Raw genomic sequence first — 23,762 nt, forward strand, 5'->3', positions numbered from 1 at the left:
CAATCAATGCAGAAGGCAGAATTTATCATGCTTATTTCCGACTCCTGACAACAGCCAACAGTCAACAGCCAACTGTCAACTGACTAATTACGACAAACCTAATAGCCTTCTCGTCCTCTCTGCTTCTTGTCTTTGAACATCTAGAAACTTCAACATTCGGTAAAGTACCTCTATTTGGGGCAACTTAATACCTGCTTGCTGCGCCACCCATATCGGATTACCAAAAATCGCCTCAACTTCCAGAGGTCGCGATTCATCATAATCGATTTTCATGCTCGTGCGGTAAGGCTTCATTTTCTGAGTGTATTCAAGCATTTGTGGGATAAAGTCATCGGGAATAATGCGATCGCAACTTTTTGCTCCCGCTACCACTTCCCCCATGATTTCCTTAACTAAAATCAGAGTATCGGGATTAGCCATCAGTTCGTCAGTTCTCGCATCCAACACTACAGACAGCCCGTTATAAGGAATATTCCAAACCAGCTTTTTCCACCTTGATAATAGCAAATCTTCGCTCATTTTAATAGGAATATGAGCACGTTTAAAATCCTTAGCAATTTGGTGCAATCTATCAGTAATACCGATGGGCTTGTAGTCTTGGGCATATTCTCCCAGCGTAATAGTGCCGTAATCTAGGTGACAGATGTGACCTGGCCCAACTTTATAAGAACAGAGAAAACACAGTCCGCCAACCACTCGTTCTGCACCGACAATTTTAGCTACTTCCGGTTCGACATTCAATCCGTTTTGCAATACTAAAACTGCGCCATTATCCTTTAATAAAGAAGGCAAAATTTGGGGCAACAAGTGATTTTGAGTTGTTTTCAGGGCTACAATTACTACGTCGCACTGAGGCATTTTGTGCGCGTCGTGGTAGGCGCGGACGTGGGGGAGGGTGAAGTCGCCTTCGGGAGACTCGACAATCAAGCCGTGTTTTTTGACCTGATCGTAATCGCTGCGTAGTAAAAAATTGACTTCTAAACCTGCTTGTTGCAGTCTAGCACCATAAAATCCCCCTAAAGCTCCCGTGCCTACAATGGCATAATTGCGATTTGACATACTATCAAAAACTCCGAAAAAGTTCTCAACCTAAAAGAAATTAGACCCCGCTCAACAACGGATACCGTGCCACGTACTTAAGTCGCGCTCAGTCCAAAATTTTAGACCAAAGTTGAAACTCCCAGATTCAATGCTGCAAGTAAATCTAAAATCTAAAATCTAAAATCTAAAATCTAAAATCTAAAATCGACTGACTGTCATTCCCTGTTATTATTTAAAGATATAACTAATCTGAAATCTCAATCTCAATTTTCCTCATCCACTGCATCAAGTCTTCAGATAGCTGTTTTCTAGTTCGGCTAACTGCATCGATGCAGACGTGCTTAGTAAGAGCTTTAGCAGCGCTTCTTCCTGCAACTTGCTCAGAAAATATTTGATAGGCAATTTCAAATTCATCGCCAGTAACTTGTTTGGGCGTCAATTGAATTATCAGCCGATCACCCGCAAACATTGGGCGATAAAAATCTACACTAGCATGAATTATGGGAAAGGCAACCTCGGGATTGCTGAAAAATGCTTTGAGATTGATTGCAGATGCTGCTAGAGATGCCTCGTAAGCTTCGTGACACATCGCCAAAACGTTAGCAAAGTAAACGACTCCAGCAGCATCGGTATCTTGAAAGCGAACAGTGCGGGTGTAAGTGAAAGGCATTTGAGTTAGTAACGGCGATCGCAAATTGGATCTGAATTTTACCAACCATCATATCCGTAAACCCGCACTTTTGGAGAAGTTATTAGCTAAGTAAGTAGGCGCTAATTTTTTATATTGTAAAACTCGCCCTCCTCACTCCTTCCCCTGATTTCTTAACCTTTGTTCTTAATTAACATCACGTCTATAATCTTGAGGGCAATATCTTCGGAAAGCCCCAATGCACTGTAAAGATCGTTCAAAAGTTGTTCTTCTTCTTCGGAAACCTCGCCATCGGCTAAAGCGATATCAGTTGTCACAGCAAAAACGGTTTCTTTAAGTTCGTCTGGAAGCGTTGCTAAAGCCGCATTAAACAGTACCTCAACTCCTTGCCGTTGCAGAATCATCAGCAGGCGTTCGAGCATTTTTCTCATAACGTCATCCGGATAGCTGCGGAACAGTTGCATCCGAGATAGCGTCATGCTAATCGCTTTACTTTCGCTGTCATTGATGTAACCGTCGGCTGCTACGGCAATTAGCGCGATCGCCGCAAATGCTTCTGCCGGTCCTAACGTTACGTCCGTTTCTTGGCGAGTCTGCGATACTTTATCAAATAAACCCATGATATTTTCCTCGTTATTTAGTGGTCGATTTAGGGAGTCAGGATAGGTTCTGGCTCTGGAGGTTTCTTTGGGGATTTTGATAATTATATCAAATTTTGTTAGTTAGTTGTTATCAATAAAATTATGAAAAAATTAAGAATTTTTATTTCGCCCTTCGGCGCTGCAATGGCGGGTTTATTTAGATCCTGAATTACCTTGCCATATCTCAGGTAAAATCCGCCCTGCCAGCGCCGACAATCTACTTGTCAAAAAGGGCTAAATCTGCTTTCAGGAAATCAACAAACTGCCGCGCAGTCCTGCCCGATCGCCCATTGCGACGAGTTGCCCATTCTTTAGCTCGGTGCTCCAAATCATCGGCAGCGAGTTTTATTCCAGCAAGTTCTGCCAGATGCCGAACAATTGTTAAATAAGTGTTTTGATCGGCCGGTTCAAAAGTTAAAGTCAAGCCAAATCGATCGCTAAATGAAAGTTTTTCCTGCACAGTATCCCAAGCGTGAACTTCATCTCCGTCGCGGGGGCGAGGCCTGTCGTCAAAAAACTCTCGAATTAAATGTCTGCGGTTAGATGTGGCATAAACTACCACATTTTGAGAGCGAGCAGTGACATTCCCCTCCAACACAACTTTCAGAGCTTTAAAAGCATCATCATCTTCCTCAAAAGACAGGTCATCCACAAAAATAATAAACTTTTGAGGAACTCCCCGCAACTGCTCGACAATTAGCGGCAAATCTTGCAAATCCGATTTAGATACTTCAATCAAGCGCAGATTGCGAGATCCAAACTCATTTAATAGCGACTTCACCAAAGAAGACTTGCCCGAACCGCGGCTGCCGTATAGCAAGACGTGCAAAGCCGGATAACCTGCTAGCAAAAACTCCGTATTTTTCACCAAAGCATCCCGCTGCCAATCGCAGCAAACCAGCTCTTTTAAAGTTATGCCATCGGGATGCGAAATAGTCGCTAACTGCCCTACCCGCCACGCAAAAGCGCGATATTCGGCAAACAAACCAGTGCCAAACTGTCGGTAATAAGCTGCCAAAGATTCCGTAGCGCTAGACCATTTTTCCAGTTTCCCGTGCAGGGGCAAATCTCCCGGTTCTGCTACAGTTTCGGAATGCCAAATCGGAGGCACTGCGTCAAGTTGACCCGCTACCCGCACCCACTTGCTCAACTGTTCGCTGCTGCATTCGTAAATATTTTGCAGCACTTCTAAATCATGTCGGGCGGCCTCCACCAAAGCGGGGGGCAAACTTGCAAAATCTGTTTGCTGTGCTCGGCGTGAAAAGGGGTTTTCGTCTTTGAGAATTTCGGAAATCAGAGAATCTTTCCAGCTTAAATTTTTAGCAGCCTGAAGTTTGAACCAATTCCCGTAAGCTACCTGACATTCCAAACCGCTGACTTCGCTGTGGTGAAGGGCTTGCAGCAAATCGAGAAAGGCTTGACCGACAGGGCTTTTGAAAACAGATTGATACAGCAGCAGGGATGCTGCTTGGCGCTGGAGGTAACGGATTTGGGCGATCGCACCAGAAGTTAGGGCTGACATAATGGCAATTGTATAACAGTTACATATCCTGACTGGCTTTAATAAATTTTCTAACAATTCGTGACACTAATTGCAGGCCACGCTGTATAAATTTAGATGCACTTGTGAAATCGGGAGGATTAAAAATGAATTTAGGTACAGCAGCCGCGATCGGCTACGGCATTTTAACACTGGTTGGCGGCATCATGGGTTATATCAAGGCCAAAAGCCAAGCCTCGCTGATTTCCGGCTTGATTAGCGGTTCCCTGCTAATTTTTGCCGGCACCGCCCAGCTTATGGGACAAAGTTGGGGTTTAACATTAGCAGCAGCCATCTCCGCTGTTTTAGTAATAGTCTTTATTGTGCGCCTTGTTAAAACTCAAAAATTCATGCCCGCCGGGATGCTAATTTTAGCTAGCTTAGCGTCTTTGGGCGCGATCGTTTACGAAATCAGCGGTCAATATCAATAATCAGTTGACTGTTGACTGTTGACTGTTGACTGTTTTTAGTGGTCAGTGGTTATTTGTTAATTGTTAGTTGTTCGTTCTAATAACCAATAAACAATAACCAATAACTACTAACCAATAACCAGTGACCAATAACTAATGACTAATGACTAATGACTAACCACTAATGACTGCATCAATATACTGCTGAACTTCCCTGAGTTGCTGCCGCTGGCATTGGATCCAAATTTTTTCCGCAGATCGCTGTTCCGGCGTCTCTTTTTGATACCACGCCTGCTTCTCTAAAAAATTATTGTAGAATTTAATCGCTTTTTCAACTGTTTGAATTGCCAGTTTCATGCGCTCCTCAAAAACTGCTATGATTACATTATCCAGGATTAACCCAATCACTTTACAGGACTCTTCAAAATCGACCACACTGATTCCCATTTTGCTTTTATAAACCAGAGTTTCTACAGGTTCTTTCAGCGTTTCTTTAAAATTTTTCATATAAGAACCCGGCAAATATTTCAGTGGCTCCGTAAACTTCGATACAATCTCCCCGCCTATTGATTGTAGTCGCTCTCTAAATTTAGACTGACTGTTTAGGTCAAAGCATTCAATACAAAATTCAATTTTTTCTATATCAATAGATTGTAATTCTTTAAAAATTAAACTGAGTTCATTCTCCATAATTAAAATCACTCGCTCTGCCTGTGAATCAACTTCATTCCGCAACTCTTTGTGCAAATTATCTTTTTCAAAAAAACCAATAGTATCTCTTTGAAAGACTTGAGAATTTTTATCCCACAAAAACCACTGATTTTTTAGCTTGGTCGCCTTGTCGCTCCAAGATTTGCGAACTTTAGCAACAGCATCATATTTGCCATGTTTTCCTAAAGTGCGAATTCTCACATCGCATCCGCTTAGTTCGCCAATTTGCTCCCAGACATCAACAGGAGATGCTCCAGCAATTCTCGGCTTGCTATTCCAGACATCCTCAGCCTGAGATACATCTTTGAAACATACCTGAAGTAACACTTTGAGTCTGATGGCAGATTGCTTAATTTCGTCAATACAAGGTTCCACATCTAAGCTGAGTTGGGTAGCTGACTGTTTAATCTCCACGGATTGATATTCGTCTGCCAACAATCGATCGCTAAACTGGGTAATAGCCTGGAATGCCTTGAGATACTCATTCATTTCCTTTCTGCCTCGTTTCCCTAAACAGCATACAATACAAAACATCTGCCTTTTTGAATGGAAACTGAGTCACCACATGGATTATATATTCACCCCTGCAACTCAGGCGCGACTCAATAGTGGCAACCTTGTACAGCCTGGTGCCAAAACAGGAAAATTGCTCCCTGCTGCTAGAGATCCGGTGACAGGGGAGTTTGTGGAGATCGCAAAAATTTTTTATCAATCAAGAAGTGAAACTCTATCCTCGCGCGGAGTTATAGGATTGCTCGCACAGTTAGCCGGAGGTGGCCCCATACAGCCTCTGGTAGCTCCCGTATACGTGACTGTGGCGCCGTTGCAGGTGGCTCAAACTCATCAGGGGTTTCAAAAAATATACAGAATGCTTAACTCTCTGAAAATTAATTTGGCAGTGATCCAAGCAACTGCTGCTGTCATTGGTATTGGCACTGTATCGAGCACAGTTTTGTCAGCAGTAAACCTCAACCAAGTATTAAAAATCCGAGAAGAGGCAAAGCACCAGAAGCTAAAAATTAAAGACGGATTTATCGATCTCAGACACATCCTCAAAGATAGGGGAGTAGAGGTGATCCAGCAGATTTTCAAGGTGGCTCACGACTCTAGTTTTGAAATGCACCGCCAGAAACTGGTTAACGGTTACGAGATTTTTTCTAAAGCTATCAAACGCTGTCAGTCAGCCCTGACAGTGCCCGATCTTAAACTTCGGAATTCCGAAATTAATAGCGGGCGAGATATGCTGTTTGAAGCTTTAAAAATTTATGATAATCCCAGTTTGTTGGAGGGGCTGTCTTCTGCCGGACAACTCAGGCAAATGGAATGTGTTTGGGCGATCGAGCAGGCGATCGGGGTCACGTTTCACTTGCAGCGGGCCTACGATATGGTGAGCGATCGCCTCCTGGAACTCCAATCAAAAATTTGTCAAAATCTTCTAACTGTTGTTAAAGGATGTCAATCCGAACCAGAACTAGATTTTTTATTTCCTGAAGTTACTAGGATTCTAGGTCATGATTTAAGTGTAATAGAATTTTGGCAGAATGAGGTTGATTGGATGGAAACTTTGTCTCCAAAAGAGCAGCACCAGTTAGCTAGTTTAGATAAACTCACCGCCGAGACGTTAAAAAGCAGCGTGTACACTACATTCGCGGTATTAGCTGCGGAACCTTCCCTTTATGAAACTTTAAAGCAAAAGTCTCACTTTCTATCCTTGCGTGACCAGCTAACCTTCGCTGTGTCGCCGGAAATTCGCCGGAGATACGAATTTTATGTCAGCCAGCAGGCGATCGCTACTGGCTATCAAGCTTTAGCTGCCTCGAATTGGCAAGAAATATCCGATTTAACTGTGGCTAACCTCTACCACTTTTTTCAAATCCGAGAGAAATCGCCTGAAAATTATCCAACTGAGGACGAATTAGAAACGCCTTATTGGCACTTTCCCAAAACCTTAAAAAACGAGCTAAATTATACCAATTAAATGACCAATGACTAATGGATACTGTTGACTGTTGACTGTTGACTGTTGACTGTTGACTGACTTCTTCCCTCGTAGATACAACTTTTCAATTGTTACACTATCTGTAGTAGTAAGGTGTGTACTGCCCACCCTACAAGTATAATCTGTGCGTCAAGGACTATTTCTCCTTCTTCCTTCTATCTTTTACATCCGTTACATCCGTTACATCCGTTACATCCGTTACATAATCCGTTGCCGAACTTCCTTCTGATTACCTCAACCACAACTTAATAGTATTATCTTTAGAACCGCTAGCAATAGTTTTGCCATCGGGACTAAAAGTCACTACATAAACCTCATCGGAATGTCCCGTCAAAGTATTAAGCAATTGTCCGGTAGCAAAATCCCAAACTTTAATAGTTTTATCCTTGCTCCCGCTCGCAATAAACTTCCCGTCCGGGCTGATAGCAACCGAGACAATATCGTCCGAATGTCCCTGGATAGACCGAATTAAATCTCCTGTTTCGATATTCCAGACTTTAATACTTTCATCGTAAGAACCGCTAACAATTGTCTTGCCGTCTGGGCTCACAGCAACCGACCTCACCGCGTCGCCGTGTCCCTCTATAGTTTTGAGCAACGCCCCTGTTGCGACATCCACCACTGTAATTTTTTTATCCTTAGAAGCGCTAACCAAACTTTTTCCATCTGGAGTGAAAGCAACAGAATAAACAAAATCTGTATGGTCTGGAAAACTCTGAATCAAACGACCACTTGCTGCATCGGAAATCTTTGTGGTTTTGTCTCCGCTGGCACTAGCCACAAGCTGTCCGTCGGGGCTGAGAGCGACAGACCAAACAGAAGCAGTGTGGTCGAGACTGCGAATCACTTGCCCTGTTTTCAAATCCCACAGCATGACTCGCCAAAAACCGGTTCCAGTCGCCAGTTTCGTACCGTTGGAGTCAAAAGCAACCGACCAAACGGTGGAGGAATCTCCTGGAAAAGTGCGGATCGACTTGCCTGTAGCTAAATCCCAAATTTGGATGGTTTTGTCTTTAGAACCGCTGGCTAACATTAAGCCGTCTGGACTGAAAGCAACAGACCCAACGGCATCGGAATGCTGAGCGAAATTTTTGACTTTGGCGTTCTTCCACAGCAGACCTGCTTGGCATTGTTCTTGTAACTCCTGAGCGGATGAATAGCTGCTGGAAGTGTTGGCAATTGTTGGTATTTGGCTGATGCAGCTTTCATAATTGCTGGCTTTATAAAGAGCTGCAATTTGATTGAACTCTTGGGATTCTTGCTGGGCTCGCTGCTGCCATTCTTGCCACTTGAGATATCCGTAAATTCCGCCGATCGCAGCTAAGATAGCCGCAATTGTTGCCCCGGCAAGATAAGGATTGAATTTGCGAGTTTCTTTGGGGACAAGTGCTGCTGGGCTGGATCTCGACAAATCGGTTTTTCCGTTCATATTTACCTGCGAGGATACCGCCGGACTTGCCTGCAATTCGAGTTGAGGGGCACTGCTGGCTGGTGGCCCATTGGGGTTGCGGTGTCCCTCCAAAACTGTGGAGATCGCCTTGTACAATTTAGCAAATAAAGATTTAGGAATGACTAATTCTTCGATTTTCGCGGCATCTTCGTCGGTAAGCCCTAAAACTTGCTGCAAGCGTTTTAATTCGTCGCGAGTTTCCAGAGAAAAGGGATATTCTTGCTGCATTGCTTCTTGCAGTGATTGTTCGTAGCGTTCGCCTTTTTCCCTGTATTTCCGGTAAGGGTTCAATACCTCATCTTCGATCGCCTCTGCTTCTTCTGGCAGCAATTCCAAACTGACGCGCAGTTCATCTAATATTCTCCGACCGACAACTGTAATATCACCCCGACTGCTGCTGCGCCGATCGACTTCTTCGCGATATATTGTTAGCTTGGGAATCCGCGCCCGCGAGCGATCGCCAATTTTCCTCAAATCGGCTAAAGCTTCCGCCGCCGACTGGTATCTCTCCCGAAAATCGTAGCGCACCATATTGTCCAAAACATCGGCCAGCGCTTGGGAACAGGTGGCTAAATGCCGCCAAACAATTTCGCCTTTATTAGAATTTTTCAAATCCCGCAGTTTCGGCAAGTCGTAAGCCGGCAAACCCGTCATTGCTTGGATGCCAATCATTCCCAAAGCGTAGATATCGCTGTTGAGTTGCGGGTTGTATTGAAATTGTTCGATCGGCATATATTCCAGAGTGCCAATCCGCACAGTTACCGGCGCTTGTCTTTGAGCGATGTGAATTTCTTTCACCGAGCCAAAGTCAATCAAAACTAACTTGTTGTCTGAATAGCGGCGGATTAAATTTGCCGGTTTAATATCTCGGTGAATAACTCCCTGCCCATGTACAAACACTAAAATTTCTAACAGTTCCTTCAGCAAAGGAATCATTTTTTCTTCAGTTAGAGGCTTGCCCGGTACAATCTCGGTTGATAGCGAGTGACCGGCAACAAAAGATTCAACTAAGAAAAATTCTTCATTTTCTTCAAAATAAGCGAATAGCTGAGGAATTTGGTCGTGTTGACCGAGCTTTTCTAGAACTTCTGCTTCTTTTTGAAAAAGACGGCGCGTAGTATTAATTAATTTTGGTTCGGTAGTACCGGGACGCAGGTGCTTGACAAAGCACTGCGGTTCTCCGGGACGGCGAATATCTTTGGCCAGATAGGTTTGTCCAAATTCTCCTGTTTCTATGACTTCAATGATTTGATAGCGTCCATCTAAAAGTTGGCTCACCATGATAATAACGCAGCCTTTTTTTGGTTGATTTTCGCAAGAAACAGTGGCAATGTTGAGTCAGTTGTATAGCCTTTTTCAGGTAAATTAGGTGTTCCTGGGCATTGGCAAAACAGGGCATTGGGCATTGGCAAAACAGGGCGTTGGCAAAACAGGACATTGGGCATTGGCAAAACAGGGCATTGGGTATTCGGAATAGTTGTTTCTTTCCTTCTTCTTTCTTTCCTTCTTTTTTCTTTCCTTCTTCCTTCTTCCCTCTTCCTTCTTCCCTCTTCCTTCTTTCCTTCTGACTTCTGACTTCTGACTTCTGACTGAGATATTGCACCATTCTCAATTACTTGTTGAGGAACAGGCAAGATGCCTGTTCCACAAGAAAAATTATTCTTTGTGGAACGGGCATCTTGCCCGTTCTTGACAATGGTGTAACATCTCAGTTCTGACATATTTATTTTTTCAACATCTGCAAAGCTTGATATCCCAAAAAGAAAAAACCCAAAGCGCCGAGTACCGCTATCGTGTTCGCAAACACATCGACTGTAAAAAATTCGCCCATTGCAATATCCTCTGAAAACTGATATCTATCCTCGGCTTTTCGGTCGCTGTCTGGGTGAGGGGTCTTGCCCCTCGCTGCGGGCGAGCCGAAAGATGCTCACAAATTATAGCAAAAGAGTTGGTCAATCGATTTTAGATTTTAGATTTTAGATTTTAGATTGAAGCATTGACCCCACGGATGAATCCGGGGGCTTGTATCCCGGATGCTTTCGGTCAATCGATTTTAGATTTTAGATTTTAGATTTTAGATTGACCCCACGGATGAATCTGGGGGCTTGTATCCTGGATGCGAGGGGGTCAAAATAACTTTTCGGGCGATCGACTAGCTTTTTGTTTTAATATTTTTTAATATTTAGGGAGACAAATCCTGTACCGAAATTTTGAGGTCAGTTCGCTTTGATATTGTTAACCCTGCTAATTTTTTCTCTGATTGTAAGTAGAGCTTACACTAAGAATTTGCGCCGATCGGTCGAAAATGCGCCTCGAACCGACAGAAATTCCACGAGACCCTCACCGGAGTCCGCCGCAAATTTCCCTAAAGTTTCGGTAATCGTACCAGCATACAACGAGGCAGAGAATATTCGGGATTGCGCGATCGCCATTTTGGAGAGTACACCGCTGTCTGTGGACAACTTAGAGGTTTTAATTGTAGACGATCGCTCGACAGACGACACGTTAGCGATCGGGCAAACCCTGCAACAGCATCTCAACGACCCCCGGCTGAAAATATTAGCAGGTCAGCCGCGACCAACCAACCAATATTGGGCGGGCAAAAACTGGGCTTGCGCCCAAGCTGTTCAAATAGCAACCGGAGACTTCTTATTATTTATCGATGCCGACGTGCGACTCAAACCAGGGGCGATCGAAACCGCTATCGCCACAGCCGAAACCGAGAAAATAGACTTGTTCACCTGTATGCCAGCGCTGGTTTGTGAGTGTTTGGCCGAGTGGTTAGTACAGCCGATAATGTTCAATCACCTAGCAGTTTGCTACGACTTTACCGCCGTCAACGATCCCTCGAAAACAGACAGTGCTTTTGCCGGTGGCCCATTCATGCTATTTAGGCGATCGGCCTACGAAAAAATCGGCGGTCACGAAGCAGTTGCAAGCGAAATTGTGGAAGATGTGGAATTAGCTAGGCGCATCAAACGTGCGGGTTTAAAGCTCGGGCTTTATTCCGGGTCAAATTTGGCATCCGTGCGGATGTATCGGTCTTGGAGCGCATTGTGGGAAGGCTGGACAAAGAATTTGTATCTCGGCGCTAACCGCAGTTGGGGCTTGATGGTTTACATGGCTGCAATTATGTTTTTTATTTATCCTATGCCGTGGATAGGATTATTCATTATTCTGAAACAAATAATTTCTGCCTTCCCTCTTTCTTCTTCCGTCTTCTCTCTTCCTTCTTCCTTCTTCCTTCTTCCTTCTTCCTTCTTAGTAATAATCGTAACTTGGCAGCATTACACTTTGCGCCGCTTGGGTGCCGAGATTTCGGAATGTCCGACGAAATACTGGTGGTTAGGAGGTTTGGGAGGTGCGTTAGTGGCCGCGATGGCGATCGGTTCTGCGATTAAAACCGAAACCGGTTGGGGGTGGACTTGGCGCGGTAGAACTTTGCAAATTAAGAGTTAATTAAGACTTGCATAGGGGCAGCCAAGATGCCCACCCCACAAAAAATTAACTCCTTGTGGAACAGGCATCTTGCCTGTTCTTAAAAATCATCGAAAATGTGAGTTATAGAAGACCGAAGGCAGAGCTAATCATAACATCCGTTACATCCGTTACATCCGTTACCGAACTTCCGCGTATACAAAAGCAGGTACGCGCTTGTAAGCAGGCGTGCCCGATCGCTTTTCAATCTCCGGGTGAAAAATCACATTAACTTCAGGATAAAACATCAAAGCAGCACCCTCACGAACCGCCCCGTAAATCACCTCGACATTTTCCATTTTCCCCACATTTCCCTGCACAGTAACCCGCTGATGTTCTTGAAAACCAGTGCTTTCTGCATCCGCGCGATTCATCAAAATGCAGTTGCGGTGCGGCATTCCCCGGTATTTGTCATCAATTTTGTAGACGACAGTATTATGCTGAGAATAGCTGCGTCCCGTCATCAAGGCCACAACAATACCCTGTGTTGACTCCGATACTCCAAATTCTTTCGCTTCCGGTAATTTCAGCTTAGGTAAAGGCGTGACAAACATCTTCGCTTTCCCAGACTCTGTAGGGAATTTAGGTTCTGTAAAAATGCGACCGCTGATGGTAAATTCCTCTTTGGTTTCATCAATTGTGGCTATTTTTTCATAGCCAGGAATAGTTTTAGCAATCAATTGCCGAACGTATTTTGTGTCTTGAAGTTGGCGCCAATCAACGGGAAAATCACCGTGAATTCGACTGGCTAATTCTGTTAAAAAATGCACTTCCGGAATCAAATCCGAATTCTGGAGATGAGTTTCGCCCTCATCATTTAAACGCACAAAATTATTCCCCGATTCCACCGTTGTTTTGTGGGGGTTTTCAAAGCGATTCAGGACGGGAATCACAATTGTATTGTGCTTGGCTAATCCGTGAAAATGCCCTAAATTCGGTTTGGTTGCGAGGTAGATAACGGTTTCAACATTGGCTAAAGCGCGTTTTGCCTGGGTTGAATCTGGATTCGCCCCATACAAATTACCGCCCAGACATATCAGCGTATCGACTTTGCCTGCATCTGCTGCTTCAATGAGCGATCGAGTTTCGTAACCCTTAACAGGACTGAGGGGACGATTTAATAACTTTTCTAAAGCTTGTTGAATTTCTTTTTTCAGCTTCACAGTGACGCCCATAGAGCCAAATCCTTGGACGTTTGAGTGTCCTCTGACGGGCATTAATCCTGCACCTTCTTTGCCGACATTTCCTGTCATTAAGGCAGTATTTGCAATGCTGAAAACGTTATCTACACCGTTACCGTGTTGGGTAATTCCCATCGCCCAACCGAATACAACCCGCTGGGATGTGCCGATAATTTTGGCGGCTGCCTCAATTTCTGCTTGGGAAACTCCGCAGGTTTTAGTAATAGTTTCCCAAGCGGTTTCGCGGGCGTGCTGGACTACTGATTTCCAGCCTTCTGTATGAGCTTGCAAATAGCTTTCGTCCAGCAAACCTTGTTCAATTATAGACTTTTGAATGCCGACAAAGAGCGCCGTATCGCTGCCGGGAATTGGTTGCAAGTATAGGGAGGAAATATCGGAACCGGGGATGAGCGACTTGACAGGAAATGCGGGAGAACCAAACTTGACTAATCCGATTTCCATCACCGGATTGATTACAATTATTTTACCGCCTTTGTCGCGAATTTTAATCAATTCGTTCATCAAGCGGGGATGGTTGTAGGAAGAATTGCTGCCCGCGAGCACGACGCAATCTGCTTCCTTCAAGTTTTCTAGACTCACTAACGACGTGCGGGTGGCAAACATTTCGCTTAACCCGACTGTCGAGGGAGCGTGGCAGAGATCTGAACAATCTGCTAAGTTATTGGAACCCATCGCCCGCATCATCAATTGCAGCAGAAAAGCGGCTTCGTTGGAAGAACGGCCAGAACTGTAGGATGCCACTCGTTCGGGGGTTTTGCGAAAGGCAGCTTCGGCAATTTGATAAACTTCTTGCCAAGAAATGCGATCGTAATGAGAGGAACCAGCCCGCAAAATCATCGGAAAACTCAGCCTTCCCAGCCTATCGGCTTCCATTGAAGTTAATTGCTGTAGTTCTGCAATACTCTGCTGTTCAAAAAATTGAGTTGAGATAGCCGGCTTGATTTCAGCGGAGATTGCTTCGACGCTTTTCATGCACCGCTGAAGTTTTTCGCCCTCTTCATTTGTAAAACCTCCTTTCTGCCCACCCGTGCCCCAAGAACAGGACAAACAAGCACTTTTGTGCAGCAAAGTTTTCCAAAGTTTTGGGCCTTCCGGGGACAATGTATGTTTTGCCCAATATTCTATTACAGGCAAACCGCCACCTATCTCTGGTGTTTCCTCGTTTGTCTCGTTGAATGGCGGGATTGGTTGGACATTTTGAGAATTGACATCCATGTGGTTTACCTTTTGTTTGAATTGCGGATTAGTTGAAGAAAGGCAGCCGGATCACAAGGCATTCGGCAGAATGAAATAAAAATTTTGAAGGCAAGAATTTTGTTGTTTTTCAAAGCGATTTTTTTGAGCGCACTGTACAATACAATTCTGCCGCAGACCGACTTACTTCTATTGACTCGGCGGGGAACCGCCAGAGGAGTTAAATTTATTACTCGAATTTTACCGCAAATTTACAACAGAAAAAACTACTCAACAGATAGATGTTTTAATCTGTATTCAAGAATAGGTTCGCAGTAAGGAGTTTAATCCTCATTCACAGGCATAGAGAAAACTGAAGTCCTCACTACAAACCAGGTTTACTTCCTCTTATTTAACGCCTGTTTCCCAAATCCAAGACAAAGCAGTCGATCGCCCTCAGCAACATTCGGGTCATTCTGCAAATAATCTCCCAACCACTCGCAACTCCGAGCAATGATATTATTCAGTTCCAAATTCTCCACAGGCAACAGAATTACATTCCTATCCCTACTAGCAAAACCCAGAGTTTTGCTGTCCGAACTAAAAGTAACGCTCAACACGCGATCGCTCGATTCTAAAGTCTTCGATAGCAGCGCCTTCTTGCCGTCAAAATTCCACAGCTTAACAGTATTTCCCCCACTCGCCGCCGCAATCAATTTGCCGTCTGGACTAAAACTCACGCTTTCTACAGTATCGCTGTGGTCGAGTTTTTCAGTTAAATTCGCCACCTTTCCATCAAACCCCCACAAGTAAACTTTTTTGTCAGCGCAAGCAGCAGCAATAGTCTTACCGTCGGGACTAAAACTAACATTTTTAACGCTGTCTTCGTGGTCGATAGTTTTCAGGATTTTCGCCGATGAACCGTTGAATTGCCACAGGTAAACTCTCTTTTCTCCGGTAATTTCAAAAGCCTTTTTCTTCCCGCTTGCCTTGTCCTCAGCAGCGGTAGCAGTAGCAATAGTTTTGCCGTCGGGACTGAAGCTAACGCTAATTACTGGATTGCTGTGATCGAGTTTTGCAAACAAAGTTGCTTTAGAACCGTTCCAGCGCCAGAGGTACAATTTGCGATCGGCACTTGCGGCGGCAATTATCTTTCCGTCTGGACTAAAACTCACGCTTCTAACAATGCCGCTGTGGCTGAGAGTATCTAACAGTTTGCCGTCTAAACTCCAGACTTTCACTGTTTTGTCATTGCTGGCAGAAGCAACAGTTTTATCATCAGGGGAAATGCTCACCCAGGTAACAGAATCCTTGTGATCTTCTAAGGTTTTGAATAAACTGCCGTCAGTGCGCCAAAGTCTCACTGTTTTGTCCCCGCTAGCAGAAGCAATTGTTTTGCCGTCAGCACTAAAACTGACTTTGTAAACCCAGTCTCCGTGTCCCGATAAAATCTTATTCAGCGGAGTGCTGTCCGGTTTCCAAATTTTCACTATTTTGTCCTTACTTGCGGAAGCAATAGTGCCGTCGCCGCTGAAACTTACGGCCCTTACGTCGTCTTGATGTCCTCGAAAAGTGTTGAGTAAAGTGCCGCTGCGACTCCAAACTTTCACCGTATCGTCTGCACTGCCGGTGACAATTTGTTTGCCGTCGCGACTGAAACTCGCGCTGACAACTTCATCGTTATGTCCTTTGAGAGTTCTGATTTCCTCACCGTTTCGGTTCCAAATTTTGGCTGTGGTGTCGGCACTTGCTGAGACGAGTTCTTGGCTGTTTGGACTGAACTTAATGCTGTAAACAATGTCAGAATGTTTGGTTAATGTTTTGGGATTAATTCTAAATTTCTGGGTTTTATTTTCTCTGTTCCAAAGTTTGACAGTTTTGTCAACACTTGCTGAGGCTATTGTTTGGCCGTCGGGGCTGAAACTGACACCGAGTACCCAGTCTTTGTGTCCGGTTAAGGTTTGCAGCAATTTTTTGTTCGCAAGGTTCCAGATTTTGACGGTGTTGTCGTGACTGGCGGAAGCTAGGGTTTTGCCGTCTGGACTGAAACTGACGCTGGTGACGATATCGCGGTGGCCGGATAAAATGCCGATGGCACTTTTGTCGTTATTTACTTGCCAAATTCTAATTGTGCGATCGGCACAACCAGTCGCGATCGTTTTCCCATCGGGACTAAAACTAACACTCGTCACGCTATCTGGGTGATTGAAAGTTTTTAATAACTTACCTCCTTTGCTCCACAATTTAACAGTTTTGTCAGCACTTGCCGAAGCAACTGAATTGCCGTCGGGACTTACACTCACATCCAAAACAAACTTGCTGTGCTGCTCGAAACGGTTGCGTTCTTGCACCCCGGAAACTGCTTGTCTGAGTCTTTCAGCAATTTGATTTTTAGTGTCCACAGGCAGCGCTGTACTTTTCAGAGAATCACGACCAATTTTGATACTATTTTCCAACACTCCTAATTGATTTTTTTCATTAGAAATCACTAAAGATTCCGACGCCGAATTTAGGGCGTCAGTCCGACTTCTTTCTGCTTCTTGCCGCGCGCTTTCTGCTAATTTTGCTTGCTCGAATGCCATCGCCGAAACACCTCCGAGCACAAGCAGTCCTAGAACCGCTGCCCGCAATTGCCATCTCCGAGTTTGGTAAAGTTGAGCTTCCGCTTCGTGCTGTTTCTCTCTAGCTTCCGACAGCAAAGCATCTTGCTCTCTGTCTTTGCGAATTTGTTCAATTTCATCTCGGTTAATTTGGTTTTGCTTTCGCAGTTCCTCAAATTCTGCCTTTTTATCTAATTCTTGCTGCTGGCGAATGAAGCTAACTAAATAATCGTGAACGAGCTGATAAAGCTCTGCTGGCAGTTCCGTCCAGCGAAAAACTAAACCCGAGTTTACTAACAGTTCTAAAACTAGATCTAATTTGTCAGCTTCAGCAAATGTCGCTAAATTAGAGGCTAATTCTGCGCGGGTTTTTAGGGGACGAATCTGTTCTTCATCTGTGAGCAAATACAATACTCGACGCGCCGCTACTTCATTTTCTGGGCCGCAATCTTTAATGACTTCTTCGAGAAACCTTTCGACTAATTTTTGTTGCGGATTGTTGCCTAGTTCCTGATATTGACTTAAAGTTCTAATATTCTCTTGTTGCAGTTGAGCGCCGACAAGTTGTAGTTCGATCGGGCGGACTTCTCCTAATTCTCCAGCTAAATCTTGGACTAATTCTTCGATCAGCTCCGGTTCTAAGTAAAACTGCGCTCGCTCAGTTAAAGTGCGAATTACCGATCGCGCATCGACCAGCGAAAAATTTCCTAAATAAAACAGAATGTTTTTGCTGAGGATGTCCTCTAAAATATCATTTTTAACGAATCCTGTCTGGTTTTTGGGTCGGGAAAATTCCAGCAAATAGTGTAAGTAATCTTCCCGCAAACACAGGACGACTTTTAAATATTTGATTTTCAAACATTCCCGCAAAAAATCAAAAAATATTTGCCTTTCCGCTGGCTCTTTCCACACGAAAAAAAATTCTTCAAATTGGTCAAATATCAGAACAGTCACTAAATGTTCGGAATTTATTTGCAGCTCCTTGAGAATATTTCCGTATTCGATCGCCTGTTGTTGTATGATTAATTCTACTGGCTGTGACTGCTCCCTTTGATCCTGATTATTCCCACTCGCTCCACCGTGAAATCCCGAAATAAGATTTCCCTTGACTGCACCTGTTTCTAGGGTCAAATCTACCGGAGCAGTTTCTGGTAATGTTTCGGAATTTTCCGGATCGAATATTTCAGCTTTCCCAGCAGATAACTGTCTGGTCAATTCCCGCGGCCAGTTGTTGTAAACTTGCAGCACTACGGGCAGAACAGTCCGCATTTCTATTTTTTTTTGTTTGAGAGCTGGTACTAATCCTCCCGTGACTATTGAACTTTTGCCAACTCCAGACTGACCGTAAATTACTGTCAGTTTGTCGGGGGTATTGTTCATTCTATATATCAAGCGGTTGAGGTCTTCCTCTCTACCGGAAGCAGTAATTTCGTCAGCAATAGTAGCAGCGCCGGCAATAGTTTCGGCGACGGAATTAACCGCTTCTCTGTGCGGCTGCAATTTTCCGGCTCCAATAAAAGCTCGGAACCGATAGGTGTGTTCCACCGCTCGATAATCTTGCTTAATTTGAAATGCTTCGAGATATTCTCCCCGCTGAAAATAGAGCGATCGCAGCATTTCTAAAACCCGCAAATACAGTTGCGGGTTGTAGCACGCTTCGGTTTCCGAGCGCGCAACCTCTAAATGTGCGATCGCCTCCTGTACCTCACCCAAGTGACTCTGGGCTTCTGCTAAAATTAACAGATACAAGCCTAGATGCTGCGACTTTACATGGGTTCCCTGTCCCGTCGCTTCTAAATTTGAGTTGAGAACGTCTAGAGCGATTAAAGCCCATTCTTTCGCCCCTGGCCAGTTCTTTTGCTCTAAGGCTACTCTAGCCAAAAAGCCGTAATCTTGAGCCAAATTAACTGCTGAATTTTCCATATTTTCATGTAACCTCCGAGCTTTGATAGCTAAATTCCAGAGTGCATCCCAATCTTCTAAATGCTGCAATACTTCGCCAAGTTGATTGATGAATATACCAACGGCATCCGGCCGCCCCGCGCGTTCTAAAACATCAATACATTCCTGAAAATAATTCTTAGCTTCCGTCCAGTAAGGACGGTTGCCGCTGCGATGTTGTTCTGCTTGGAAGCGGTAGCAAAGACCGATGTGGAATAGCAGAATTCCCTCTAACACTGGTGCTGGGTGAACGGTAAATAACAAATCGCTAAATTGTGTTTTCGACCCAATAAACGCTACTTGATGCTTCCAAAAACTGAGACTTTTTTGATACAATTCAATGGCGGCCGGGATGTGGTGACAAGCATATTCATGCCTACCGCGAATAAATTGCAAACTTGCTTCAATAGCGGGTTCTAACCTGATGTTGCAAGTTTGCAAGTCTTGGCTAGCTGACTCTAGTTCACTCAAAGAATTGGCTCCGAGAATGGCAGAATTAGTTAAACGCCAATTGCCACTTTCTAAAATGTGGGAAAAAATGCGATCGGCACTTTTGCCTAAGAACTCCACCAAGTCGTCGGGGCCAATCACAAATTCAACACTTGTCGTCCAAGTTTCGATATCTGTTACTAACCGAATCAGTTTTTTTAAGATTTTGTCTGTCACCCACAGCACCACCGGAAAGGGAAAATTATTCCGAAATTCTTCCCTCACGTAGTTGGTAGAAATTAGCACCTGATCGATCGCACTTACCGATTCCAATCCCAACACCATTAAAGCTGAGGGATGGCTGCAGGAAACTTTGGTTTCTATCGTCGTGTAAAGAGTTTTAACAGATGGCGGGAGGACAATTTCTCGAATCTCGATACCAGACTCCTCCCGCAATTGCCGTACAATTTCCTCTCTCATGGCACTGTAATTGCACCGTACCAAAATCAGCGAAAATTGCCCCTGAGACATCGAGAGAGTCCGGGAGAGAGTTTGCAGCGAACTTTTGTTTTGCTGTGCTGCGGTGTCTTGCTGGCAGTGCGAATTAAGCATAATTAATATTTGAAAAATATTCTCAGGATAGGTGCTGTCAACTGCCGAAAAAAGTAAGTTCGGCAACGGATTTTTTAACGGATGTAACGGATGGAAGTTCGGCAACGGATTTTTTAACGGATGTAACGGATGTCAGGAATCGACCGCAGGGGGAAAGTGCAATTAAGAAATTCCTAACCGTTTTGGCGGTTGCTCTAACTAAGTTTACTTTTACCCGTTGTTACGTTTGCCAATCACAGCGAAGAATCACATGATTAATTTTATTTCTGCCCTTTTTGGCGATTTCCCATCACTGGGAACTATCAATTAATTAAGTTTATTTCAGCCTGCATACTTATTATTTTAGCCGATCGCAATTAAAGCATACCCAAAAAAATACATACTCTGTTATTCCCATATTCCCAGCAAAATCAACCGGATTTTACTGAAATCTTGATAATTGCTCAAATTCTACCCAGCAAAAGAGTCTTTGTTTGCGGGGTTCCCAGCCATCGCCCAAATCGCCCAAATCCAATTCAGTTATTCGCATATCGCTGAAATCCGGCATTCCTTGCTTGACTGACCCCTTGCATCACTGAGATAAACTACTGGCGGCGGCTCATCAATTACAGCTTGAAGATTTTTTGTCATAAATTTACTAATCTCCATATCTAAAGTAGCTGTAAAATCAGGTTCATCCCAATCCTCGCTTTCTTCAATGCTGATGGTTGGTGGTGGCCCAATATCAAAATCTAGCTCATCGCCAAAATCCGAAACTTTCTTAATTGGCTCTATTTTCTGACCGGTATCAGTGGCAAAAGCTTGAGTTGTATTGGCTATTAGTACGATCGGCAGTGCTACTATGGCACTTATTGTTGGTCGCGCCGTGATTTTCCTCATCGTATCCTCCTGATATAAACTAAACTTTGGTGCTGCTCTACATTCAACTTCTGCGGCCACTTTAGAGCGCTGTCAGTCGATTTTAAATTTTAGATTTTAGATTTCCTCCACAGATGAATCGGAGAGCTTTAACTAGGGTCTAAAATTGGGGGCTGCTTAACACTCCGGCAGTTCGCAAGTATCCGTTTTTGAGCAGAGTCATTAATTAATAGTGGCTTGTTTTTCCACAGGATATAACCTTATCTGTGACTGTTTGTGGCAAGTTTGCTTAACGGAGCATATCCGGTCAACTGTTTGCCTTTCTATTTACTACGTGAAAACTCTTAAACAGTCAGGTTTTCCCGTTAAGTAATTCCCCGGCGTTTGCGAGTGTTCATCAGAAAGGTGGGTGGAAACCCCGTCGTTGTAGGACGGCTTTATATTAAACTATAGTTTGGTCAATGACCCACCCGCGACGATGGATTCAGACAGCCTAACGAGCGAAGTCCAGTACAACTGGCGGCGCAGACAAATCGGTAGACCGGGAAAAGAGGATAGGGCAATGGTAAACATCCCTGGAATCAAAACAACAGATAAGAATTCCTTTTAGGTATTCGACGCATAAAAACCGCTGGGCTAGCGGGGCTAGTCTGTGGAGCGAACATAAGACCAGAAAACTCCTTGTGGGTGGAGGCAGTTGCGATGAAGCAGAAACTCAAATCGTGAGGTTTGGGAATCACCGTGGCTTTAGCCCGGTGAGAATGTCAACTCAGACTCAAAGCAAAGTGTGTGAGAAGTTCGATCGCACACCAGTTTTCGCACACCAGTTTTCGCACTCCCGCGCTGCCACCAGCAAGCTGATGTGATATACCACAGCCACCGAATATGTGTCAATACTTATATCTTAACATTTCTAAGTTGTTGCATAATTCTCGTTACCAGGAAGAGCCTGGTAACGCAGCTCGGCGAGGCAGAGCCTCCAGCCAAGTCTAGAGGACTCCTATTTCGTCAAGCCGTGTTCGAGAGCGAAGCGAACCAACTCAGTACGGCTGTTAGTACCCGTCTTGCTAAATAAACGGCTGACGTACTTTTCCACATTACGCACGCTAGTTTCCAAGCGGCGGGCAATTTCCTTATTCATCAAACCTTGAGCAACCAAATCCAAAACACTTTGTTCTCGCGGAGTCAAATCAATTTTAATCGGCGAAGGACTTTGGGCGATCGAACTCCGCCCACTCAGCAAAGACTCAATTCTCGCCATTTGGCTTGTCAAAGCAGCAATATCTGGACTTTCAGCATTTTCGCTTGTCTCCTTAGCAGCCGCGCGGCGGGCTAGCAAATTGGTTACTATTGCTACTAATTCGTCGGGATCGAAGGGCTTAGAAAGATAAGCATCGCAGCCTGCTTGATAGCCTTGAATGCGATCGCTCGTCATCCCCTTAGCCGTCAAAAACACCACCGGCAAAGCTTTATAGCGAGGATCTTCCCGCACTTGCTTGAGAAACTGATAACCGTCCACCTGGGGCATCATAATGTCTGAAATCACCAAATCCGGATTAGTCTGCTGCAAGATTTCCCAGCCGTCGCGAGCATTACTGGCAACCTCAACCGCAAAATCGCTATCTTCCAAATAAGCTTGTACTGCTTCCCGCAAGCCCGGTTCATCATCTACCAATAATAATCGTGCTGACATCTCTGTTACCTTCTTAATAGTGTAAATATTGTAGGTTGGGTTGAGGAACGAACCCTACACTTCGCTCCGCCCAAATCTTCATTTTAAATAAGGTGTTGGGTTTCGCCATCGCTCAACCCAACCTACAGAATAAAAACTTTAGCTCAAAACTCAAAACTATTGTCTTTTTTTCCCCTTAAACTTTGGAACGATCAGTCAAAATTTCATAGCCAGTTTCTGTCACCAACACAGTATGCTCAAACTGAGCCGACATAGCATTGTCAACTGTTACAGCAGTCCACTTGTCAGAAAGCGTCCGAGTGTACTTAGAACCAGCATTCAGAATCGGTTCGATCGCCAATGTCATACCGGCTCGCAATTTCACGTTCGGCATTTCGCGGGTGCGGAAATTGAAAACCGACGGTTCCTCGTGCAAATTTCGTCCGACACCGTGGCCGGTAAACTCCTCAACGATACTAAAACCGTTGCTTTTGACATGATCTTCCATCGCACCAGCCAGATCGAGCAAATAAGCTCCAGCCTTCACTTGTTCGATGCCTTTGTAGAGAGCTTCTTCTGCGACTCGGATTAATTTGGCCGATTCGGGAGTCACTTCCACAACTGCGATCGTAATGCAAGAATCGCCGTGAAAACCTTGGTAATATGCCCCCGTATCTACCTTGAGAACATCTCCGGCCCGAATTACCTTTTTGGCGCTGGGGATGCCGTGAACAACTTCGTTATTAATACTAGAGCAAATCGATCCAGGGAAACCGTGATAGCCTTTAAAACTCGGAGTTGCACCCATTTCGCGGATACGTTTTTCGGCATAAGCATCCAAATCAGCAGTAGTCATTCCCGGTTTCACCATTTGGGAAATTTCTTTAAGTACCGTTGCAACGATTTTTGCTGCTTGCCGCATAATTTCGATTTCGCGTTCCGACTTAATTTCAATGCCTCGACGCTGTTTTTTGACTTGGGGTGCTTGAGTTGGACTAGAAAGCAGACTGCTAAAAATATTCATGTATTGATCGGCGGGTAATTTTGTACTTTGACGGCAGGTTGAAGCAAAAAACGGCAAATATCCAGCTTTTTGTGGAAAAAGGGGTGTCTTGTTCCGAACTGTCGATCGCGTGTCCTTTAAGCTAGCTTAATATTTTTCTCAGTAATCAGCACGGGATTGGGGGGTCAATCGATTTTAGATTTTAGATTTTAGATTTTAGATTGAAGCATTGACCCCACGAATAAATTCGGGGGATCCTTTATCGGATACAGGTTTTGTATTTCTGGGTCCTGAGTCTGCTTTCGGAATGAATCACGTGGCGGGTATCCTGGATGCTTGATTGTCAACAAAGCG

General features: G+C 44.4%; 15 protein-coding genes. 3 read left to right on the forward strand and 12 right to left on the reverse strand.

Translation table 11 applies throughout. The features are described 5' to 3' along the window. Nucleotides 1-87: 87 nt before the first annotated feature. The 4 genes from QT979_RS12670 to QT979_RS12685 all read right to left on the reverse strand — a co-directional run bounded on the left by QT979_RS12670 (nucleotide 88) and on the right by QT979_RS12685 (nucleotide 3,853). On the reverse strand, nucleotides 88-1,059 hold the full coding sequence (locus tag QT979_RS12670) for a putative 2-dehydropantoate 2-reductase (RefSeq protein WP_333310305.1): 972 nt from the start codon (nucleotides 1,057-1,059) through the stop codon (nucleotides 88-90). A 226-nt stretch (nucleotides 1,060-1,285) separates the two neighbouring features. After that, nucleotides 1,286-1,711 carry a thioesterase family protein gene (locus QT979_RS12675; RefSeq protein ID WP_333211604.1) on the reverse strand — a complete coding sequence of 142 codons (426 nt, stop codon included), beginning with the start codon at nucleotides 1,709-1,711 and terminating at the stop codon, nucleotides 1,286-1,288. A gap of 152 nt (nucleotides 1,712-1,863) precedes the next feature. After that, on the reverse strand, nucleotides 1,864-2,310 hold the full coding sequence (locus QT979_RS12680) for a tellurite resistance TerB family protein (RefSeq protein ID WP_333211559.1): 447 nt from the start codon (nucleotides 2,308-2,310) through the stop codon (nucleotides 1,864-1,866). Nucleotides 2,311-2,548: 238 nt separating this feature from the next. After that, entirely contained in the window at nucleotides 2,549-3,853 is a 1,305-nt protein-coding gene (locus QT979_RS12685; protein ID WP_333310307.1) for an ATP-binding protein, read from the reverse strand. A 125-nt stretch (nucleotides 3,854-3,978) separates the two neighbouring features. Here QT979_RS12685 and QT979_RS12690 point away from each other — a divergent pair, with 125 nt between their 5' ends. Further along, nucleotides 3,979-4,302, forward strand: a complete 324-nt coding sequence (locus QT979_RS12690; protein ID WP_190735279.1) for a TMEM14 family protein — start codon at nucleotides 3,979-3,981, stop codon at nucleotides 4,300-4,302. 153 nt (nucleotides 4,303-4,455) lie between these two features. Here the strand turns inward: QT979_RS12690 and QT979_RS12695 are convergent, their stop codons facing one another. Beyond that, nucleotides 4,456-5,481 (reverse strand): hypothetical protein, encoded by a 1,026-nt coding sequence (locus QT979_RS12695; protein WP_333211562.1) that lies wholly within the window; start codon nucleotides 5,479-5,481, stop codon nucleotides 4,456-4,458. A gap of 76 nt (nucleotides 5,482-5,557) precedes the next feature. On the opposite strand from QT979_RS12695, the gene QT979_RS12700 reads away from it, so the two are divergent. Beyond that, on the forward strand, nucleotides 5,558-6,970 hold the full coding sequence (locus QT979_RS12700; RefSeq protein WP_333310309.1) for a hypothetical protein: 1,413 nt from the start codon (nucleotides 5,558-5,560) through the stop codon (nucleotides 6,968-6,970). Between the two features lie 250 nt (nucleotides 6,971-7,220). On the opposite strand, the gene QT979_RS12705 is transcribed toward QT979_RS12700, so the two are convergent. Both QT979_RS12705 and QT979_RS12710 read right to left on the reverse strand, forming a co-directional pair. Next, entirely contained in the window at nucleotides 7,221-9,722 is a 2,502-nt protein-coding gene (locus QT979_RS12705) for a protein kinase domain-containing protein (RefSeq protein ID WP_333310311.1), read from the reverse strand. After that, on the reverse strand, nucleotides 9,716-10,162 hold the full coding sequence (locus QT979_RS12710) for a hypothetical protein (protein ID WP_333211569.1): 447 nt from the start codon (nucleotides 10,160-10,162) through the stop codon (nucleotides 9,716-9,718). The genes QT979_RS12705 and QT979_RS12710 overlap by 7 nt, the downstream gene beginning before the upstream one ends. Before the next feature lie 505 nt (nucleotides 10,163-10,667). On the opposite strand from QT979_RS12710, the gene QT979_RS12715 reads away from it, so the two are divergent. Beyond that, nucleotides 10,668-11,900 (forward strand): glycosyltransferase family 2 protein, encoded by a 1,233-nt coding sequence (locus QT979_RS12715; protein WP_333310313.1) that lies wholly within the window; start codon nucleotides 10,668-10,670, stop codon nucleotides 11,898-11,900. A gap of 158 nt (nucleotides 11,901-12,058) precedes the next feature. On the opposite strand, the gene QT979_RS12720 is transcribed toward QT979_RS12715, so the two are convergent. The 5 genes from QT979_RS12720 to map form a co-directional block, all read right to left on the reverse strand. Then, complete coding sequence (locus QT979_RS12720; RefSeq protein WP_333310315.1) at nucleotides 12,059-14,335, reverse strand: FdhF/YdeP family oxidoreductase; 2,277 nt, start codon at nucleotides 14,333-14,335, stop codon at nucleotides 12,059-12,061. Nucleotides 14,336-14,691: 356 nt separating this feature from the next. Then, nucleotides 14,692-19,875: an nSTAND1 domain-containing NTPase gene (locus QT979_RS12725; RefSeq protein ID WP_333310317.1), complete on the reverse strand. Its 5,184-nt coding sequence runs from the start codon at nucleotides 19,873-19,875 to the stop codon at nucleotides 14,692-14,694. 519 nt (nucleotides 19,876-20,394) lie between these two features. Then, nucleotides 20,395-20,754, reverse strand: a complete 360-nt coding sequence (locus tag QT979_RS12730; protein ID WP_333211576.1) for a hypothetical protein — start codon at nucleotides 20,752-20,754, stop codon at nucleotides 20,395-20,397. A 979-nt stretch (nucleotides 20,755-21,733) separates the two neighbouring features. Next, nucleotides 21,734-22,426: a response regulator transcription factor gene (locus QT979_RS12735; protein WP_333080704.1), complete on the reverse strand. Its 693-nt coding sequence runs from the start codon at nucleotides 22,424-22,426 to the stop codon at nucleotides 21,734-21,736. A 175-nt stretch (nucleotides 22,427-22,601) separates the two neighbouring features. After that, nucleotides 22,602-23,429: a type I methionyl aminopeptidase gene (gene map, locus QT979_RS12740; protein WP_333211580.1), complete on the reverse strand. Its 828-nt coding sequence runs from the start codon at nucleotides 23,427-23,429 to the stop codon at nucleotides 22,602-22,604. Between the last annotated feature and the right edge of the window lie 333 nt (nucleotides 23,430-23,762).

The sequence above is a fragment of the Microcoleus sp. w2-18bC1 genome (assembly GCF_036700365.1).
Classification (GTDB): domain Bacteria; phylum Cyanobacteriota; class Cyanobacteriia; order Cyanobacteriales; family Microcoleaceae; genus Microcoleus.

Coding starts and splice junctions, on each gene's coding strand:
- QT979_RS12670 (WP_333310305.1), bottom strand. CDS start 1,059: ATGTCAAATCGCAATTATGCCATTGTAGGCACGGGAGCTTTAGGGGGA.
- QT979_RS12675 (WP_333211604.1), bottom strand. CDS start 1,711: ATGCCTTTCACTTACACCCGCACTGTTCGCTTTCAAGATACCGATGCT.
- map (WP_333211580.1), bottom strand. CDS start 23,429: ATGAATATTTTTAGCAGTCTGCTTTCTAGTCCAACTCAAGCACCCCAA.
- QT979_RS12685 (WP_333310307.1), bottom strand. CDS start 3,853: ATGTCAGCCCTAACTTCTGGTGCGATCGCCCAAATCCGTTACCTCCAG.
- QT979_RS12680 (WP_333211559.1), bottom strand. CDS start 2,310: ATGGGTTTATTTGATAAAGTATCGCAGACTCGCCAAGAAACGGACGTA.
- QT979_RS12690 (WP_190735279.1), top strand. CDS start 3,979: ATGAATTTAGGTACAGCAGCCGCGATCGGCTACGGCATTTTAACACTG.
- QT979_RS12695 (WP_333211562.1), bottom strand. CDS start 5,481: ATGAATGAGTATCTCAAGGCATTCCAGGCTATTACCCAGTTTAGCGAT.
- QT979_RS12700 (WP_333310309.1), top strand. CDS start 5,558: ATGGATTATATATTCACCCCTGCAACTCAGGCGCGACTCAATAGTGGC.
- QT979_RS12725 (WP_333310317.1), bottom strand. CDS start 19,875: ATGCTTAATTCGCACTGCCAGCAAGACACCGCAGCACAGCAAAACAAA.
- QT979_RS12730 (WP_333211576.1), bottom strand. CDS start 20,754: ATGAGGAAAATCACGGCGCGACCAACAATAAGTGCCATAGTAGCACTG.
- QT979_RS12720 (WP_333310315.1), bottom strand. CDS start 14,335: ATGGATGTCAATTCTCAAAATGTCCAACCAATCCCGCCATTCAACGAG.
- QT979_RS12705 (WP_333310311.1), bottom strand. CDS start 9,722: ATGGTGAGCCAACTTTTAGATGGACGCTATCAAATCATTGAAGTCATA.
- QT979_RS12710 (WP_333211569.1), bottom strand. CDS start 10,162: ATGTCAGAACTGAGATGTTACACCATTGTCAAGAACGGGCAAGATGCC.
- QT979_RS12735 (WP_333080704.1), bottom strand. CDS start 22,426: ATGTCAGCACGATTATTATTGGTAGATGATGAACCGGGCTTGCGGGAA.